We start from the raw sequence: 17,359 nt of genomic DNA on the forward strand, positions 1-17,359 counted from the left end.
CGGGCCGCCCCGCTCCCCTGAACCCCCTCGGTCTCATCGCCGGGAACGGCCAATTCCCGCTGCTGGTCGCGCGGGAAGCCCGGCGACGGGGACGCCCCGTGGTGGTCGCCGCCATCGAGGGCGAAACCGACCCGTCCCTGGAATCCCTGGTCGATCAATTTCACTGGCTCAAGCTGGGCCAGATCAAAAAAACCCTTCGGGTGTTTCGGGACGCGGGCGCCGACGAAGCCGTCATGGCCGGACAGGTCAAGCACGTGAGCGTCTTCGACCTCCGCCACCTGGACGCCACGGCCATCAAGCTCATCGCCACCCTGCCGGACAAGAAAACCGACACGATTTTGGGCGCCGTGGCGGACGAGTTCGCCAAGCACGGCGTCCGGTTCCTCTCGTCGACGGTCTACCTGGCGGATCAATTGGCGCCGGCGGGCGTTTTGACCCGGGCGAACCCTTCGAGCGACCAAAAAAAAGACATCGCCTTCGGGCTTCGGACGGCGAAGGCCGTGGCCGGACTGGATTTGGGCCAGTCGGTCTGCGTGAAAGATCAAGCCGTCCTGGCGGTCGAGGCCATCGAAGGCACCGACGCCTGCGTCCGCCGGGCGGGCGAGCACGCCGCCGGATTCACTCTGGCCAAAGTCGCCAAGCCGCGGCAGGACCTTCGGTTCGACGTGCCCGTGGTCGGCCTCGGCACCGTGGAGGCCCTGGGGGCCGCCCGGGGGGCGGTCTTGGCGGTGGAGGCGGGAAAAACCCTGTTTTTCGACCGGGAAGAATTTTTGAAGCGGGCCGACGCCGCGGGCCTCGTGGTGGTCGGCGTGAAGGAAGTTTAAATGGGATTGTTTTCCTCCAAGAAACCGGCGGTTGTGGAGCCGACCGTGTCCGAAGCGGACCGGGTGTCCGTGGGCGTGGTCGGCGTCGGCAACATGGGCCGCCACCACGCGCGGCTGCTCTCCGGTTTGCCCGCCGCCCGTTTGGTGGGCGTGGCTGACCCGGATTTGGCCCGCGCCCGGGCCCTGGCGGCCGAGCACGGCACCCAGGCCTTTGCCCGGGCCGAGGATTTTCCCGCCGATACCCGGGCGGTGGTTGTTGCCGCTCCCACGCCGACCCATTTTCCCTGGCGAAGTCGTTCTTGAACCGCGGTTGGCATTGCTTTATTGAAAAACCGCTCACCGAACGGGTGGAGGACGCCGAGGAGATCATCGAACTGGCCCGGCAGAAGAATTTGGTTCTGCAAGTGGGCCACATCGAACGGTTCAACCCCGCGGTGGTGGAAATGGCCCGGCAGGCCAAGGATCCCCTTTTTATCGAAGCCTCCCGCCTGGGCCCCTTCGACCCCCGGGTGGCCCACGTGGGGGTCGTGTTGGACTTGATGATCCACGACATCGACATCGTCCTCGCCCTGGCCCAGGACAAAGTTGTCCGCCTGGACGCCGTGGGGGGGCGCGTGCTTTCCGCCCACGAGGACATCGTGAAAGCCACCCTGTTTTTCTCCCGGGGCTGCCGGGCGGATATTTCGGCCAGCCGGGTCAGCCTCAAAAAATTCCGAAAGATCCGGGTTTTCCAAAAGGACGCCTACCTGTCGCTGGATTACTCCGAGCGGAGCCTTAAAATCTACCGGAAGAAAAAAGACGAAATCAAAAGCCTTTTGGACATCGCGGTGCAGCGGCCGCGGTTGGAAAAGAAAGACCCCTTGGAATCGGAGCTCCGCCATTTCCTTCAGTGCGTGCGGGAAGGCAAGGCGCCGCTCGTGAGCGGGTCCCACGGGCGGGACGCCCTGGAGCTGGCCCTCGAAATCCGCCGTTCCCTGCGGTTGCATTCTCTTTAAATGGCCCGCGTTCTCTTTGTGGCGGGGGACCCCTCGGGGGACGAGCGGGCGGCCGAAGTGGCCCGGGAACTGAAAACCCTCTGGCCGGGCGTCGAGGTGTCCGCTCTGGGCGGGCCCGCCCTGCGGGCCGTGGCCGATCGATTTCTGCTGGATCTGGTGGCCGAAAGCGTCATGGGGTTTTTGGAGCCGCTCAAAAAAATTCCGCGCTTCGCCAAAATCCTGGAAGGCACTCTCCGCCCGTTTTTGAAGGACGGGTCGCCGGACGTGGTGGTGCCGACGGATTTTTACGGGTTCAACCGCTTTGTGGCCCGGGCCGCCAAGGACGCGGGCCGACGGGTGGTTTATTACGTGAGCCCTCAGGTGTGGGCCAGCCGCCCGGGGCGGGTGGGGATTTTGAAAAGCGTGATCGACCGGATGCTTGTGCTTTTTCCCTTCGAAGAAAAGATCTACCGCGACGCCGGGGTGCCCGTCACTTTTGTCGGCCATCCCCTGTTGGACGCGGTGCCCGAACCCGACGCCAACCCGCCCCTCCGCGTGGAGCCCGTGATCGGGCTTCTCCCCGGGAGCCGCCCGTCGGAAGTGCGGCGCCACCTGCCGCTTTTCCTGGCCGCGGCGGACCGCCTGGCCGCCCGGCGGCCCGGCCTTCGGTTCGTGCTTTTCGCCGCCCCGAACCTTCCCAACGATTTTTACGACGGTTTTTTAAGCGGCCGGGCGAAGCGACCCTATTTGATGGAATTGGTGCGGGATGAAAAATACCAATGGCGGGCCGGGCTCGACCTCGCCCTCACCTGTTCCGGCACCGCCACATTGGAAAACGCGCTCCTGGGCCTCCCCATGGTCGTGGTTTACAAAACCTCCTGGGTGACCTACGCCCTGGCCCGGGCCCTGGTCAAAGTTCGGCACATCGCCATGCCCAACGTCCTCGCCGACCGGGAAATCGTGCCCGAAAAAATACAATCGGCCGCGACCCCGGACGCCCTGGCCGCGGAAGCGGAGAAAATTATGAACGACGCCTCCCACCGACGGCGCATGCGCCGGGATCTCCTGGCTCTTCGGGTTTCCCTGGGCGGCGCCGGCGCGGCCCGCCGGGCCGCCGAGGCCATCAAGGCCGAGGCGGAAAGGGCGCGGTCGTGAGCGGCATCAACGATTTGATCTCCAAGGGACCCCTGGTGGACGAGCGGACGGCCAAAGACCCTTCCGCCTCCCTCGTGGCCCGCCGCCTTCTGCCCTATTTCAAGCCCCACGGCCCCCGACTGGCGTTGGCTCTGGCCGCCATGGCGGGCGTGGCGGGTCTGACCGCGGGCGCCATGTGGATTTTAAAACAGGTGATCGACCGGGCCCTCCTGGACCGGGACCTCGCCATGCTGGCCGACACGGTCCTCCTGGTCCTCCTGCTCTATTTCGCCAAGGCGGCCCTCTCCTACGTGCACGATTACGTGACCGCCTACATCGGCCAGGCCATCGTCAAGCAGCTTCGGGACGAGGCCTACAACAACATTCACAACCTCTCCCTGGATTTTTACACCGGAACCGATTCCGCCCGGGTCATCGCCCGGTTGACCAACGACGCCCAATTGGTTCAAAACGCCCTGACCAAAATTCCCATCATGATCGTCCGGGACGGCCTCACGGTCGCGGCCCTCACCGGGTTCCTGTTTTACCTGCACTGGCGTTTTGCGTTGATCGCCTTCTCGTTGTTGCCGGTTTCGGGATACCTCATCGCCCGGTTCGGCAAAAGCCTGCGCAAGACGTCCCGCCAGGGCCAGGCCAAAATGTCGGACCTCTACACCTTGATTCAGGAAACCATCGCGGGCGCGCCCGTCGTCAAGGCGTTTCAACGGGAGGATTACGAGAAGGCCCGTTTCGAAGCGGAGAACCGGGCCTACTTCAACATCTACATGCGGAACGCCCGCGTCGAATCCCTTTCCAGCCCCGTGATGGAATTTTTGGGGGCCATCGGCATGGGCGTTATTTTGTGGTTCGGGGGAAAAGACGTGGTCAATCACGTGTGGACCGCGGGCGCTTTTTTCGCCTTCATCGGGAGCGCCCTCTCCCTCTACCAGCCGGTCAAGAATTTTTCCCGGTCCAACGCGACGCTGCAGTTGGCCTTCGCCGGCGCCGAACGGATGTTTGAGTTGGTGGACGCCCGGCCCACCGTCGTGGAAAAACCGAACCCGACGGACCTGGCGCCTTTCGCGGACCGGATCGACTTCGACCGGGTGTCCTTCGCCTACCGCCCGGACCAGCCCGTGCTGAAAGACATCCAGCTCACGGTCCGGCGGGGGGAAATCGTCGCCCTGGTCGGCCCTTCGGGTTCCGGAAAGACGACGCTTTCGGCCCTGTTGCTCCGCTTTTACGACCCCCGGTCCGGGGCCCTGCGCATCGACGGGGTGGACCTGCGGGACGCGAGTTTTAAAAGTCTCCGCCGACAGATCGGTTTGGTCACCCAGGAAACGGTTCTTTTCAACGACACCATCCGCCACAACATCGCCTACGCGCGGGCCGACGCCACCGAGGCGGAAATCATCGCCGCGGCCCAGGCCGCCAACGCCTGGGAATTCATCCGCGATAAACCGAAGGGGTTGGACACGATGATCGGCGAGCGGGGGGTTCTCCTATCCGGCGGTCAAAAACAGCGGCTGGCCCTGGCTCGCGCGATATTGAAAAACCCGCCCATTTTAGTTTTGGACGAAGCCACGAGCGCTTTGGACGCCCAATCCGAGAAACTGGTCCAGGAGGCCGTGGAACGGTTGATGAAAAATCGCACGGTTCTGGTGATCGCCCACCGGTTGGCGACGGTCAAAAACGCGACGCGCATCGTGGTCCTAGAGCACGGCCAAATCGCCGAGACCGGAAGCCACGCCGAACTCCTGGCCAAAGACGGGATTTACCGGCGACTTTACGAATTGCAGCTGCTCGAACGATGACCGTCGCGCCTCTGCTGTTTTCCGTCGTTTCCGTGGGCGCCACCTTGGGCGGCGCCCAATTGATTTTGCGCCGCCCCGCCTGGGCCGAGGCCCATCTTTGGCGCATCCTGGCTTTCGGCAGCGGCGTCCTTTTGGCCATGACCTTTTTGCATCTTCTGCCCGAAGCCTGGGGCATGAATCCCCGGTGGGCGAGCGGCGCGGTTTTGGCGGCCCTGGGGGGGCTCTTTGTCCTGGAGGAATTCACCGTGGTTCACGCTTGCGGCGAAGTGGCGGAGCATTGCGTGCGGCACCACGTCGGCTACGGCGCCCTGGCGGCCCTCTTCCTCCACAGCTTGGCCGATGGATTGGCCATCGCCTTTGCTTTTCAATCCTCCCAAACCCTGGGCACCGCGGTGGCTTTGGCGGTGGTCGTCCACAAATTTTCGGACGGCATGACGCTGTCGTCCCTCTTTTTGGGCGCGGGCCACGCCCCGGGCCGGGCGGGGCGCCTCTCCGGCGTGTTGTCGTTGGCGACTCCGCTCGGGGTTTTGATCGGCGGCGTTTTGGGGCCCCGGGCCACGGGTCCCGGGCTGGCGGTGCTCCTGGGGTTGGCCGGCGGCGGTTTCCTTTATGTGAGCATGGCCGACGTTTTGCCGCGGATTCACCGCAATCGCGATCCGTGGTGCTGGGCCTTTTTGGCCCTGGGCATGATCGCGGGCGCCACGCTCCCTCACCCATGAAACTCCAGGTCAACGGCGAAGAGAAGGACGTGGCGTCCGTGGCCACCCTGGCGGATTTTTTGGCGGCTTTGAACCTGGCCCCGGGACGGCTGGCTTGTGAAGTGAACGGCGCGGTGGTCCGGCGGGCCGACTACGGCGCCACCGCCCTTCGCGAAGGCGATCAAATCGAAATTGTTCAAATGATCGGCGGCGGTTGACCCTCGCGGCCCTTCCGAAAAGTTAAAATCAAGGAGAATTTCATGAACGACCGACCCCTGATCATCGCCGGACGAACCCACGCTTCCCGCCTCATTGTCGGGACCGGCAAATACAAAACCATGGATCTCATGGAAGCGGCCCTGCGCGCCTCCGGCGCCGACATGGTGACCGTGGCCATTCGCCGGGTCAATTTGAACGACCGGACGGCCGACGAATTTTGGCGGCACTTGCCCAAAAACATGGTGATTCTTCCCAACACCGCCGGCTGCTACAACGCGGCCGACGCCGTGCGCGTCTCTCGACTGGCCCGGGAGGCCTTGGACACCCCGCTGATCAAGCTCGAGGTCCTGGGCGACCCCAAAACGCTTTTGCCCGACGCGGCCGGCCTGGTGGAAGCCACCAAAATTCTGGTGGCCGACGGGTTCCAGGTCCTGGCCTACACCAACGACGATCCCATTTTGGCGAAGCGGTTGGAGGACATGGGGGTCGCGGCCGTGATGCCCCTGGCCGCTCCCATCGGTTCCGGCCGGGGCATTCAAAACCCCATTCACATTCAATTCATTCGGGAAGCCGTGACCACGGTGCCCGTGATCGTGGACGCCGGCGTCGGCACCGCCTCGGACGCCGCCGTGGCGATGGAATTGGGCGTTGACGGCGTGTTGATGAACACGGCCATCGCCGAAGCCCAGGACCCGGTGCGCATGGCGGAGGCCATGCGGCTCGGGGTGGAAGCGGGCCGCGCCGCCTTCCTCGCCGGGCGGATGCCGCGGCGCGAATACGCCCAGGCCTCGTCGCCGTTGGCCGGCACGGTGTCGGCCGCGGGGCCGAAATGAAGCGCCTCTTTTTGGTCGGCCTGGCTCTGGGGTCACTCCTGGCGGCCGCGCCCGCCGGTGCCAAGCCCCGGTCGGGTTTGGACGGTTCGGTTTTTCTCGGAAAACCCTCGGGCGCCCGTTTTCTGGGGCTGGGAGAATCCGGCGCGGCTTTGCCCGGGACGCCCCAGGCCCCCATGTACAATCCCGCCGCCCTGGACACCCTCTCGGCGACCCAGCTGGGGTTGGATTTTGACATCGCCAATCAGAGCGCCCTTCCCAAAGACGCCATTCTCCGGGCCTCCTCCCTTCGGGGACGGAAGCTCACCTACGTGGGGTTCGCCGCCCCGACCAAGGCGGTGTTCTATCGGCCCCTGGCCGACTTTGACGAAACCACGGTCACGGTGGCCACAGACCCGGCGAATAATTTTATTCAAAGCTCCCTGCAGGTCTCCCAATTCGGGATCAGCGCCTCGCAAAAGACCGAAAAGGGCTACAGCGTGGGGTTGGGCCTCTCCTACCTCACCGGCCGCCGGGGGTTCGCCCAAGCCGCCTCCGGCCAGCCGCCCGTTCTCGAAATCGCCGACGGCAACGGGTTCGCTTTGGATTGGGGATTTCGGGACCAGCAGGGTCCCGTGCTTTACGGCCTGTCGATTTTGAATTTCCCGGGCATTATTTATTGGGATCGTTACAAAGCGGATCAACTGCCGGTGGTGGGACGGGCCGGATTGGGGTTTCAACCGGTGCCCGGAGTCGTTTTCTACAGCGACTACGAAAAACGGTTTAAGAGCGGCGCGCCCAAACCCCATTTCTGGCACTTCGGATTGGAAATCGCGCCGCTGCCCTGGCTGGCCCTCCGGGGCGGGGCCCTGAGCTCGGATTTCAACGACCGAAACAAGACCGTCTACAGCTACGGCTTGAGCCTGGCCACCCCCCAGAAGCACACGTTGGATTTGGCCCTGCGGACCGAACACCTTCAAGACCAGCGCGTTTACCGGTATGGTTTGTCGCTGAACTTCCCCTTGCCCCAGGAAGAGGATCCCCGGGCCTCTTCCAAATCGTCCGGGGGATCGCCCCGGAAATAAAAAACCCGGAACCGAAGTCCCGGGTTTTTTTGAAAAACAATCCGCGGCGTTAGGCGGCTTTGTGAACGCGGCCCGACCGCAGGCAGCGGGTGCAAACGTACTTGCGGCGGGGACCGCCGTCGGTGGCGACTTTCACCCGCTGAAGGTTGGGCAGAAAGCGGCGATTGGTTTTGCGGTGCGAGTGGCTGACGGATTTGCCGGTCGAAACGCCCTTGTCGCACACGCTGCAACGGTAAGCCATTGACATCTCCTTGGGAAGCCCCGCGGGGGGGCGGTTCCGTCTACTTAAGACGAAGAATGTTACCAATTTTCCCGGTGGAATTCAAATGACGCCTCCCACGGTCCTTTCCTCCCCCGACGCCGCGCCCGACGCGACGCCCCTTCGGTTTTTGAAGGGCGTCGGCCCGGAACGATCGAAGGCGCTGCGCCAATTGGGCCTCGAAACGGTCCAGGACCTCCTCTTTTACCTCCCCCGCGCCCACGAAGATCGACGAATCGTCGACGACCCGGGCCGGGTCCCTCCGGGAGCCAAAGCGGCCCTCGCCGGCGTCGTCCAAACCTTCGAGGTCTCCTCCGCCGGAAAAGACTTGAGTCTCGGCCGGGCGGTGTGTCGGGGGGCCGCCGGTCCCTTTGAGGCGGTGTGGTTCCGCCGCCGTTCCTACCGCTACGATGTTTTCCAAAACCTGACGCAGCAATTAATCCCCGGCGTCCGCTTGGCCGTTTTCGGCCCTTTGGAGCGGGGGCCCCGGGGCTGGTCGGTGCGGGTGGAGGATTTCGAGCTTCCGCCCGCCGACGGGGGCGCCCTCCTTCACGTCGGCCGTTGGACGCCCGTTTACGAATTGACGGAGAAAGTGAACGGCCGATGGCTTCGGGGCGTGGCGGCGGCGGCCCTCCAACGATGGGCGGACCGCGTTCCCGACCCCCTGCCCGACGCCCTTCGCCGCTCCCAGGATTTGGACCCCCTCGCGCGGAGTCTCCGGGAATTTCACTTCCCCTCGGACGAGGCCGCCCGGGATCGGGCCCGGCGGCGCCTGGCCTTCGACGAATTTTTCCTGATGGAACTGGCCATGGCCAAGGTCCGCCGGCGCCGGCACGACGGCCCCCCGGCCGTTCCCTGCGCGCCCACCCGGCGCCTATTGACGCCCTTTCGGGAACGCCTCGGATTTGAATTCACGGCGGCCCAGAAACACGTCATCAACGAAATTTTCGCCGATATGGCGGAAGCCCGGCCCATGAGCCGTTTGCTCATGGGGGACGTGGGCTCCGGAAAAACGGCGGTGGCGTTTTCGGCCCTGCTGCTGGCCATTGAAAACGGCGGCCAGGCCGCCCTGATGGCGCCGACGGAAATCCTGGCCGAACAACACGCCCACGGGGCCGCCCGCCTGCTCGAGGGGCTCCCGCTCCGGTGGGCGCTTTTGACCGGCGGGCGCACGGCCGCCCAAAAAAAACGGGACCGGGAGGCCCTGGAACGGGGGGACATCGACTTGGCCATCGGCACCCACGCGCTTCTGGAGGAAGGGGTGTCCTTCCGCCGCCTGGGGGCCGTCGTCATCGACGAACAACACCGCTTCGGCGTGGCCCAACGGGCCGCCCTGTCCGCCAAGGGCCCCGCGCCCCACGCCCTTCTCACCACCGCGACCCCCATTCCCCGGACCCTGGCCCTCACGCTTTACGGGGATTTGGCGGTGTCGGTTCTCGATCAGTCGCCCCCGGGACGGCCCGGGATCGTTACTCAATGGTCGCCGGAACCCACCGCCTGGGGCGCGGTGCGGCGCGCCGTGGCCCAGGGGCGTCAGGCCTACGTTGTTTTTCCTCTCGTGGAAATGTCCGAGCGCCTGGATCTCCGCGCCGTTCTGGACGGGTGGAAGCGGCTCAAAGACGAGGTGTTCGGGGGATTGTCCGTCGGTCTTCTGCACGGACGCCTCAAAAGCAGGGACAAGGAAGCCGCCATGAACGCCTTCGCCCGGGGGGAAACTCAAATCCTCTGCGCCACCCCGGTGATCGAGGTGGGGGTCGATGTGCCCAACGCCACGGTGATGGTGATTTTGAACGCCGAGCGTTTCGGTTTGGCCCAACTTCACCAACTGCGGGGCCGGGTCGGCCGGGGGCGCCACGCCTCCGAATGCCACCTGGTGTCCCATTTAAAAGACACGGAGGCCGCGGTTCGGCTCCGTCTCCTTTGCCGGGAGTCCAGCGGGTTTCGGCTGGCGGAAGAGGACCTCCGCCTCCGGGGTCCCGGGGAATTCCTGGGCGAGGCCCAGCACGGGGCGCCCGTGTTTCGGGCGGGGAATCTGGTCATCGACGGTGAAATCATCGAAGCCGCGCGCCAAGCCGCTTTTCAAACCGTCGAAGAAGACCCGGATCTTCGCCGTACGGAGCACCGGGGCCTGGCCGCCGCCCTGCGCGCGCGATTCGGGCAAAAAATGAATTTCGGCCGGACCGCGTAATGTCGTTGACACACCGCGATTCTGGGTTTAGAATTCAAGGGTGAGCAACCAGGGCCGCATCGTTGTCTATCCGGGCAGCTTCGATCCCGTCACCAACGGTCATTTGGACATCATCCATCGGGCCCGCCATATTTTCGACCACGTCATCGTCGCCGTCACCCAAAACAGCTCCAAAAATTCCCTTTTCACGGTCCAGGAACGGGTGGACCTGTTGACCGCCGCCCTGAAAAAAGAAATCCGATCCAACGCCGTGACGGTGGACACTTTCTCGGGGCTTCTCGTGGACTACTGTCGGCGGCGAAAGGCGGTGGCCGTGGCCCGGGGGCTTCGGGCTCTTTCGGATTTTGAATACGAATTTCAAATGGCCCTCATGAATCGGCACCTGGCCCCGAAACTGGAAACGGTGTTTCTCATGCCCGACGAGAAATACACCTACCTTTCCTCCACCCTTTTAAAGGAGATCGTTCGTTTGGGCGGCGACGTGGGCCGGTTTGTGCCCGCCGCGCTGGTGCCCAAAATCCGCCAAAAATTGGCGGGGCGGGGATAGGGGGGCCCGCGGGCGGCGCCCGGGGACTTCCCTTGACAGTGTCCCATCCCCGCGTTATTCTTGGGAAACGCGGCGAGAAATCGCCCGGAACCTCCCCGTTTTGGGAAGAATTTCGTCGACGCTCGGCCGCGCGCGGTCGCCGGATTCTTCTGCCGGAAGCCACGGACCCGCGGGTGTTGTCGGCGGCTGTTTTTTTAAAGCGCGAAGGCCTGGCGCGGCCGGTATTGGTGGGCGATCCCGCGGCCGTCCGCGTCGCGGCCGCCGGCGGGGGCCACCCCCTGGACGGCATTGAGATTTTGGATTCCACGGAAGCGGCCCCGCGGGCCGCCTTCGCCCAAGCGCTCTTTGAACGGCGAAAAGCCAAAGGAACGACGCCCGAGGAAGCGGCGCGTTTGGTGGAGGATCCTTTATACTGGTCCGCGATGGCCCTGGCGGCCGGACGGGCCGACGGGGTCGTGGGGGGCGCCGTGCGCACCACGGCGGACACCGTGCGCGCGGGGTTCGCCGGGTTGGGCCTCGCTCCCGGGGCCGACATTGTTTTCGGGGCCTTTTTCATGGAGTGCCCCCACGCGGCGGGCGGTCCGCGGCGGTTGTTGTTGGCGGACGCGGCGGTGTCGCCCCATCCGTCCCCCCGGGCCCTGGGCGCCGTGGGCGTGGCGGCGGCGGAATTTTTCAAACGTCACACGGGCGAAACGCCCCGGGTTGCCTATTTGAGTTTTTCCACCTTGGGAAGCGCGGAAGACGATTCCGTGACGGCGGTTCGGCAGGCGGCGGCCCACGCGAAGAAAAAAGCGCCGGCGTTGTCGGTGGACGGCGAATGGCAGGCGGACGCGGCGCTCGTGGACCACATCGCCCGGCAAAAAGGCGTGCCCGACGGCCCCGCGGCGGGATCGGCGAACGTCTTGATCTTTCCGGATTTGAACGCGGGAAACATCGGCTACAAGCTGGTGCAGCATTTGGGCGGCGCCCGGGCGGTGGGCCCCTTTCTGGTGGGCCTCGCCAAACCCATGGCCGATTTGTCCCGCGGGTGCACGGACGAAGACATCGTGGACACGGTCGCGTTGACGTCGCTTTTGGACTGACGAAAAGAGGGCTCATGTCGAAAAACGGTCCCAAAAAACGGCTCGGGGACATTTTGATTCAAGAAGGCCTCATCACCGCCATTCAGTTGGAGCGGGCGGTGGAAGCCCAACGCACCAAAGGCGGAAAACTGGGCGATCTGCTGATCGGGCTGGGGTTCTGCACGGAAGAGGACGTGTTGTCCGTCTTGTCCAAACGGTCGGGATACGGTTACCTCACGGCCCTCTCCACCCGCTCCGCGGTGCCGCCCGCGGTTCTGGCCCACATCCCGGCCGCTTTGGCCTGGTCGAAAAATTTGGTCCCCGTGGCCAAGGAAGGCAACGTCCTATCCGTGGCCGTGGCGGACCCCTTTGCGGAGTTTGATTCCATCGGCGAGTTGAAAATACAAACCGGGTGCGACATCAAGCTCGTTCTCGCCTCGGAATCGGAAATTCAAAAAGCCGTGGCCCGCTATTACCCCGACAAAAAAGACGTCGTGGCCGTGACCGAGGCCGGGCCCGCCTCGGAGGCCATGGACACGGTCATCGGCGCCTTGGTGGAAAACGCGGCCAAGGCCGGCGCCGATCACATTTTTCTGGAGCCCGGCGCCCGGGCGCTGCACGTGCGCTACCGGAGCAAGTCCGGACTTCAAACCCGCCCCGACGTTCCTTTGGCCCACCAGGCCTCCCTCGTGGCGCGCCTAAAAACCTTGGCCCGGTTGAACGTCGGCGAATGTTGGGTGCCTCAAGTGGGCCGCCTTCGGTGGACCGCGTCGGGCCGTTCCATGGACCTGACCGTGACGACGCTCCCCACGTCCTTGGGGGAAAAAGTCGTTTTCAAATTGGTCGACGCGGAACGGGCCATGCCGCTGGATCTGGAAAAACTCGGGTTGGAGGGGGAGTCCCGGGCCCATTTTGAAAAAATGCTCGAGGCGAAGAAGGGCCTCGTCCTCGCGGTGGGACCCACGGGGTCGGGCAAAAGCAGCACCCTTCACGCGGCCCTGGCCCGGTTGAGCGACCCGTCGCGCCACCTGGTCTCCGTCGAGGATCCCGTCGAACGGTATTTGGACGGGGTCTCCCAACTGCAGGCCCGGCCCGACGCGCGGTTGACGCTGGCCTCCGGGGTTCATATCCTCCGTCGGTTGGGGCCCGACGTCCTTTACGTTTCCGATTTGCGGGATTTGCCGACGGCCGAAGCCGCCCTTCAAGCGTCCTCCGAGTGTCTGGTGCTGGCCGCCTTGACCGCTTCCTCCGCCTTGGCCGGCATCGAGCGAATGTGGGAGTTGGGCGTGTCGGCGGCCCAGCTGGCCCAGGCGCTCGTCGGCGTTCTCGGTCAACGGTTGGTTCGGACCGTTTGCCCCCATTGCCGGGAGCCCCACACGTTTTCTCTTCGACAACTGATGGCCCAGGGAGTCGGGAGCCAAGAAATGCGGGCCGCGAAGCGGGCGGATTCCTTTACCCTGTACCGGGGCCGGGGGTGCGGCCAATGCCTGGGGACCGGTTTTTTGGGCGCGGCGGCGGTCTTTGAGTTGTTGCCGGCGACGGACGCGGTCCGTCGGTTGATGTGGGAAAAAGCGGGACGCGCCGCCTTGGCGCGGGAAACCTCGGAACGGGTGACGCTCCGCGAGGCGGCGGTGAACAAAGCCCTGGCGGGTCTCACGACGATCGACGAAGCGTTGCGGGTCGGCGACCAAAGTTGAACACGGGGGATCTTCCATGATCAGCATGAACGATTTGTTGATTTTGATGGTGCAGAAAAAGGCGTCCGATCTGCATTTGACCGTGGGCGCTCCGCCGGCCCTGCGGGTGGACGGGGTCTTGGTTCAAACCAACCTGGATAAAATGACGCCCGATGTGTGCCAGCGGCTCATTTATTCCCTGTTGTCGGACGTGCAAAAGCAGCGCTTCGAGTCGGACAACGAGCTGGACATCTCCTTTGGAATCAAGGGGTTGGGGCGGGTTCGGATGAACGTGTTTCGCCAGCGCGGCAGCGTGGGCGCGGCGCTCCGTTCGGTGCCGTCCCGGTTCATGAGTTTTGAGGAATTGGGTTTGCCGCCGGTGATCAACGACATCGTGAACCTGCCGCGGGGGTTGGTTTTGGTGACCGGACCGACGGGGTCGGGGAAATCCACGACCTTGGCCAGCCTCATCGACTACATCAACGAGAACCGCCAATGCCACATCGTGACCATCGAAGACCCCATCGAATACATTCACTTCCACAAACAGTCGCTGGTCAATCAGCGCGAGCTGGGCACCGACACCCAAAGTTTTGCCTCGGCCCTCAAATACGTCCTCCGGCAGGACCCGGACGTGATCCTGGTCGGCGAAATGCGGGACGCCGAAACGATCGCCGCGGCCATGACCATCGCGGAAACGGGCCACCTGGTGTTTTCAACCCTCCACACCAACGACGCCGCCGGCACGGTTAACCGGATCCTGGATTCTTTCCCGCCGGAACGTCAGGAGCAAGCCCGCAGCCAGTTGTCTTTTACCCTGCAGGCCATTTTGAGCCAATGCTTGATGATGCACGCGTCGGGTTCGGGGCGCGTGCTCGCGGCCGAACTGCTCCTGGTCACTCCCGCGGTTCGCAATCTGGTGCGCGAACAGAAAGTCGAGCAAATTTATTTGGCCATGCAGACGGGCAGTAAAACCGGAATGCTGACCATGAACCAGTGCCTGCTCGGGTTGGTTCACCGCGGCCAAATCACCCACGCGACGGCGTTGGAATACTCCAACGACGTGGATGAATTGCGCAAATCGCTTCCGAAGGAAGCGTCGTCGGGGTTCTAACCCCGCCGTCCCTCGGTCATGACGGATCCCGGAAAACTCATCGAACTGGACGTCAAACCGCGCCCCCGAATTATCGTGGCCGACGATGAACAAGACATCGCCACCCTTATCGAGGATTGGCTTTCCGACGCCTATGAAGTCACCGTGGCCTTGAACGGCAAAGCGGCCATTCAGAAGGCGATTTGGCAACGGCCCGACGTCATCCTGTGCGACATTGTCATGCCGGACATGGGCGGCTACGAGGTGGCGCGCGCCCTCCAAGCCAACCCCACCACCCAAGGCGTTCCCATGATCGTCATGACGGCCAAAAATTACGACGATTCGACCGTCCGGATGATCAAGGCCGAACCCAACGTCTTGGGGTTTATCAACAAGCCCTTTAAGCCGAGCGAGTTGATCAAAATGATTCAGTCGGTCATGGCCGGTCAACGCACCTTTCAGGCCACGTCGTCGGGCGGGGAGGCCGAAACGCCCTCCCTGGTGATCAAGGCCCCGGCCACCGCGCCGGACTTTCCGCCGCGCTCGGCGGTCGGCGCGGTGCCGTCGCCCCACAGCTACGAAACGCGGTTGGCCGCTCGGGTGGAGGACCGCTCGGAATCTCGGATGTCCCCCGGGGGGTCCGCGGTACCGAACGCGGTTTTTACCGCCGGCGGCCGATCCGGGGCGCCTCCCGCTTTTCGCGGATTGGCTTCCGATGACGAGCCCATTGGGGATCGCCCTTCCGTCGTTCGAAGGGGGGCCAAAGCCCTTTGGGGCGCCGCCTGGCGGCTGACCCTCTTGGGCCTGGGGCTTGGGGTTTTCGGCGAGGTCCTTTGTCGTTGGACGGAAGGGGCCATTGGCGAACCGGTGTTCCTACCGCCTTTACGGTCCGCTCGTCACAAAGAACTTCCGTACCAGTTTGAACCCAACGCCCAATGGGCCTCCGACGGTCTTGTCTATCGCGTGAATTCCTGGGGCCTGCGCGATCGGGATTTCCCTCTGGTGGCGCCCCCCGACACCCTGCGCGTCCTGCTCCTGGGAGGGACGGCGGCTTTCGGATCGCGCACCGCCGACAACGACACCCTGGCCCGGCAATTGGAAAACGCCCTGCGATCGTCGGGGGTGCGGCCGGGGCAAACCCTTCAAGTGATCAACGCGACCCACTGGGCCTTTTCCCCGGCCGATCAGTGGGCGTACGTGGAAAAAGAGGCCTTCCAGTTTCGCCCCCAGATTATCGCCTGGATCATCGAGCCCCGATCGGCCGATTTGCCCTCGGGCCGAGGCCTCAGGAAGTTGGCCGCGTGGTATGGGTTGGCTCGGGGGCCGCTGGCCCAGAGCCGGTTGGTGAGCGTGCTCGGCCTTCGGGCCGCGGCGTTAATTGGGGAAGCCCCGGCGCCTTCGTTGGACACCCTGGTGAAAAAAGCCCAGGCGTTCAGCCAGTCGGAGGGCGTCCGCTTGCTTCTGTGGTCGTCCAGCGCCTTGCCCTCCACGCCGGGCGGCGCGGTGCGGTTGGCGTTCGGGGGGGCCGGGTTGCCCTCGTTGCCGTCGGACGCCGCCGCGCGGGTGGCCGCGGGCATTGTCGCGGTCCTGCGCGGAGACGCGCCGTCGGTCCCCGCCAAGAAATGAAGGGCCTTTTTCGTCGCGCGCCGGTTTGCCTCTGGACAGGACGCCCAAAGTCGGATACATTGATGAATAGGAAATAAACATGCCCCAATTCGCCTACAAAGCCCGCGCCGTCTCCGGAAGCGTTCTCTCCGGAACGATGGAAGCCAGCGGTCAACGCGCCGCCATTGATCAATTGCGCGGCCAGCGGCTCATCGTTCTTGAAATCAACGAAAGCACGCCCGGGTTAATCGACGCGATCAAAAAGTCGGCCCTGTTCAAGCCCAAAGTCGCGCAAAAAGACATCGTGCTCTTTTCGCGCCAGCTCTCAACCTTGGTGTCGGCGGGCGTCGCCCTGGTCTCGGGGTTGAACATCCTTCAGGAACAAATCATCAACAAAACCTTTCGCGACATCGTCCTGAAAGTCAAAGAAGACATCGAATCCGGCCTCCCCATCGCCGACGCGCTGAAAAAGCACCCGGACGCCTTCACGGATTTGTACGTGGCCATGATCAAGGCCGGCGAAGTGGGCGGTATTTTGGACGTCATCTTGGAACGTTTGTCCAACTACTTGGAAGCCGCGGAGCAGCTGCGCGGAAAAGTCAAAGGCGCCATGATGTATCCCGCGGTGGTCAGCACCATCGCCGCCGCGGTGACCGTGTTTCTGCTGGTCGGCGTTATCCCCACGTTCAAGGAGATTTTTTCCAGCTTCGGCGCCGAATTGCCGCTGCCGACCCGAATCGTCATCGGGATTTCGGAAGCGCTCCAGCAACAGTGGTATGTTTTTGTGGGCGTTCCCGTGGGGGGATTCTTCCTTTTCAAGCGCTGGGTGAAAACCGAAAAGGGGGCGGAAATCTTCGATACCCAGGTTCTTAAATTCCCCCTCTTTGGTCCCATGTTGCGAAAAGTGGCCGTGGCCAAATTCACCCGGACGTTGGGAACGTTGGTCAAGTCCGGCGTCCCGATTTTACAGGCCATGGAAACCGTGGCTCAAACGGCGGGCAACAAAGTCATTGAAAAAGCGGTCATGAGCGCCCGGGAGTCGATCCGGGAAGGCGAGCGCATCGCGGAACCGCTGAAAAAATCCGGGGTGTTCCCGCCCATGGTGGTTCAGATGATCGCCGTCGGTGAAGAGACCGGGAACATGGACATCATGCTGAACAAGATCGCCGATTTCTACGACCAGGAAGTGGACGTGGCCGTCAAGGGGTTGACGTCCATGATCGAACCCATCGTGATCGTTTTGATGGGCATCGTGATCGGCGGCATCGTCATCGCGATGTTCATCCCCATGTTTGAATTGGGTCAGCTGGCGGGCAAGCAGGGGTGATCGTAAAGGACTTGAAAATATCCGATCGGGGGGATAGGCTTAAGGG

Annotated in this window: 17 protein-coding genes; 16 read left to right on the forward strand and 1 reads right to left on the reverse strand. The window is 63.8% G+C overall.

From position 1 onward, the window contains the following. Window positions 1-17 precede the first annotated feature (17 nt). The 9 genes from lpxI to IPP68_10710 are packed head-to-tail and all read left to right on the forward strand — an operon-like array spanning window position 18 to window position 7,557. Window positions 18-824 carry a UDP-2,3-diacylglucosamine diphosphatase LpxI gene (gene lpxI / locus IPP68_10670; protein ID MBL0350817.1) on the forward strand — a complete coding sequence of 269 codons (807 nt, stop codon included), beginning with the start codon at window positions 18-20 and terminating at the stop codon, window positions 822-824. Then, the gene (locus IPP68_10675) at window positions 825-1,127 is read left to right on the forward strand and encodes a Gfo/Idh/MocA family oxidoreductase (GenBank protein ID MBL0350818.1); all 303 of its coding nucleotides are present in this window, start codon (window positions 825-827) and stop codon (window positions 1,125-1,127) included. Then, on the forward strand, window positions 1,124-1,819 hold the full coding sequence (locus IPP68_10680) for a Gfo/Idh/MocA family oxidoreductase (protein MBL0350819.1): 696 nt from the start codon (window positions 1,124-1,126) through the stop codon (window positions 1,817-1,819). The genes IPP68_10675 and IPP68_10680 overlap by 4 nt, the downstream gene beginning before the upstream one ends. Further along, window positions 1,820-2,953: a lipid-A-disaccharide synthase gene (gene lpxB, locus IPP68_10685; GenBank protein MBL0350820.1), complete on the forward strand. Its 1,134-nt coding sequence runs from the start codon at window positions 1,820-1,822 to the stop codon at window positions 2,951-2,953. Then, a complete protein-coding gene (locus tag IPP68_10690) occupies window positions 2,950-4,746 on the forward strand; it encodes an ABC transporter ATP-binding protein (GenBank protein ID MBL0350821.1) in 1,797 nt (598 codons plus the stop codon). Before lpxB ends, IPP68_10690 begins: the two co-directional genes overlap by 4 nt. Next, a complete protein-coding gene (locus IPP68_10695) occupies window positions 4,743-5,465 on the forward strand; it encodes a ZIP family metal transporter (GenBank protein MBL0350822.1) in 723 nt (240 codons plus the stop codon). Before IPP68_10690 ends, IPP68_10695 begins: the two co-directional genes overlap by 4 nt. Then, a complete protein-coding gene (gene thiS, locus IPP68_10700) occupies window positions 5,462-5,662 on the forward strand; it encodes a sulfur carrier protein ThiS (GenBank protein ID MBL0350823.1) in 201 nt (66 codons plus the stop codon). Before IPP68_10695 ends, thiS begins: the two co-directional genes overlap by 4 nt. A gap of 42 nt (window positions 5,663-5,704) precedes the next feature. Beyond that, window positions 5,705-6,496 carry a thiazole synthase gene (locus IPP68_10705; GenBank protein ID MBL0350824.1) on the forward strand — a complete coding sequence of 264 codons (792 nt, stop codon included), beginning with the start codon at window positions 5,705-5,707 and terminating at the stop codon, window positions 6,494-6,496. After that, window positions 6,493-7,557: a hypothetical protein gene (locus IPP68_10710; protein ID MBL0350825.1), complete on the forward strand. Its 1,065-nt coding sequence runs from the start codon at window positions 6,493-6,495 to the stop codon at window positions 7,555-7,557. The genes IPP68_10705 and IPP68_10710 overlap by 4 nt, the downstream gene beginning before the upstream one ends. Before the next feature lie 49 nt (window positions 7,558-7,606). Here IPP68_10710 and IPP68_10715 read toward each other — a convergent pair whose 3' ends face one another. Beyond that, window positions 7,607-7,798, reverse strand: a complete 192-nt coding sequence (locus IPP68_10715; GenBank protein ID MBL0350826.1) for a 50S ribosomal protein L28 — start codon at window positions 7,796-7,798, stop codon at window positions 7,607-7,609. 85 nt (window positions 7,799-7,883) lie between these two features. Here IPP68_10715 and recG point away from each other — a divergent pair, with 85 nt between their 5' ends. From recG to IPP68_10750, 7 genes are all read left to right on the forward strand, one after another. Then, window positions 7,884-10,004 (forward strand): ATP-dependent DNA helicase RecG, encoded by a 2,121-nt coding sequence (recG, locus tag IPP68_10720; protein MBL0350827.1) that lies wholly within the window; start codon window positions 7,884-7,886, stop codon window positions 10,002-10,004. 40 nt (window positions 10,005-10,044) lie between these two features. Next, window positions 10,045-10,551, forward strand: coding sequence for a pantetheine-phosphate adenylyltransferase (gene coaD, locus IPP68_10725; GenBank protein MBL0350828.1), 507 nt, complete (start codon window positions 10,045-10,047; stop codon window positions 10,549-10,551). Window positions 10,552-10,589: 38 nt separating this feature from the next. Then, window positions 10,590-11,633, forward strand: a complete 1,044-nt coding sequence (locus IPP68_10730; protein ID MBL0350829.1) for a phosphotransacetylase — start codon at window positions 10,590-10,592, stop codon at window positions 11,631-11,633. Between the two features lie 14 nt (window positions 11,634-11,647). Continuing rightward, the gene (gene tadA, locus IPP68_10735) at window positions 11,648-13,309 is read left to right on the forward strand and encodes a Flp pilus assembly complex ATPase component TadA (protein MBL0350830.1); all 1,662 of its coding nucleotides are present in this window, start codon (window positions 11,648-11,650) and stop codon (window positions 13,307-13,309) included. A 19-nt stretch (window positions 13,310-13,328) separates the two neighbouring features. After that, window positions 13,329-14,402: a type IV pilus twitching motility protein PilT gene (locus IPP68_10740; GenBank protein ID MBL0350831.1), complete on the forward strand. Its 1,074-nt coding sequence runs from the start codon at window positions 13,329-13,331 to the stop codon at window positions 14,400-14,402. Between the two features lie 18 nt (window positions 14,403-14,420). Further along, complete coding sequence (locus tag IPP68_10745; GenBank protein ID MBL0350832.1) at window positions 14,421-16,007, forward strand: response regulator; 1,587 nt, start codon at window positions 14,421-14,423, stop codon at window positions 16,005-16,007. A gap of 79 nt (window positions 16,008-16,086) precedes the next feature. Then, entirely contained in the window at window positions 16,087-17,313 is a 1,227-nt protein-coding gene (locus tag IPP68_10750; protein ID MBL0350833.1) for a type II secretion system F family protein, read from the forward strand. Window positions 17,314-17,359: the final 46 nt, after the last annotated feature.

It is taken from the genome of Elusimicrobiota bacterium, from assembly GCA_016722575.1.
Classification (GTDB): Bacteria; Elusimicrobiota; Elusimicrobia; order FEN-1173; family FEN-1173; genus JADKIY01.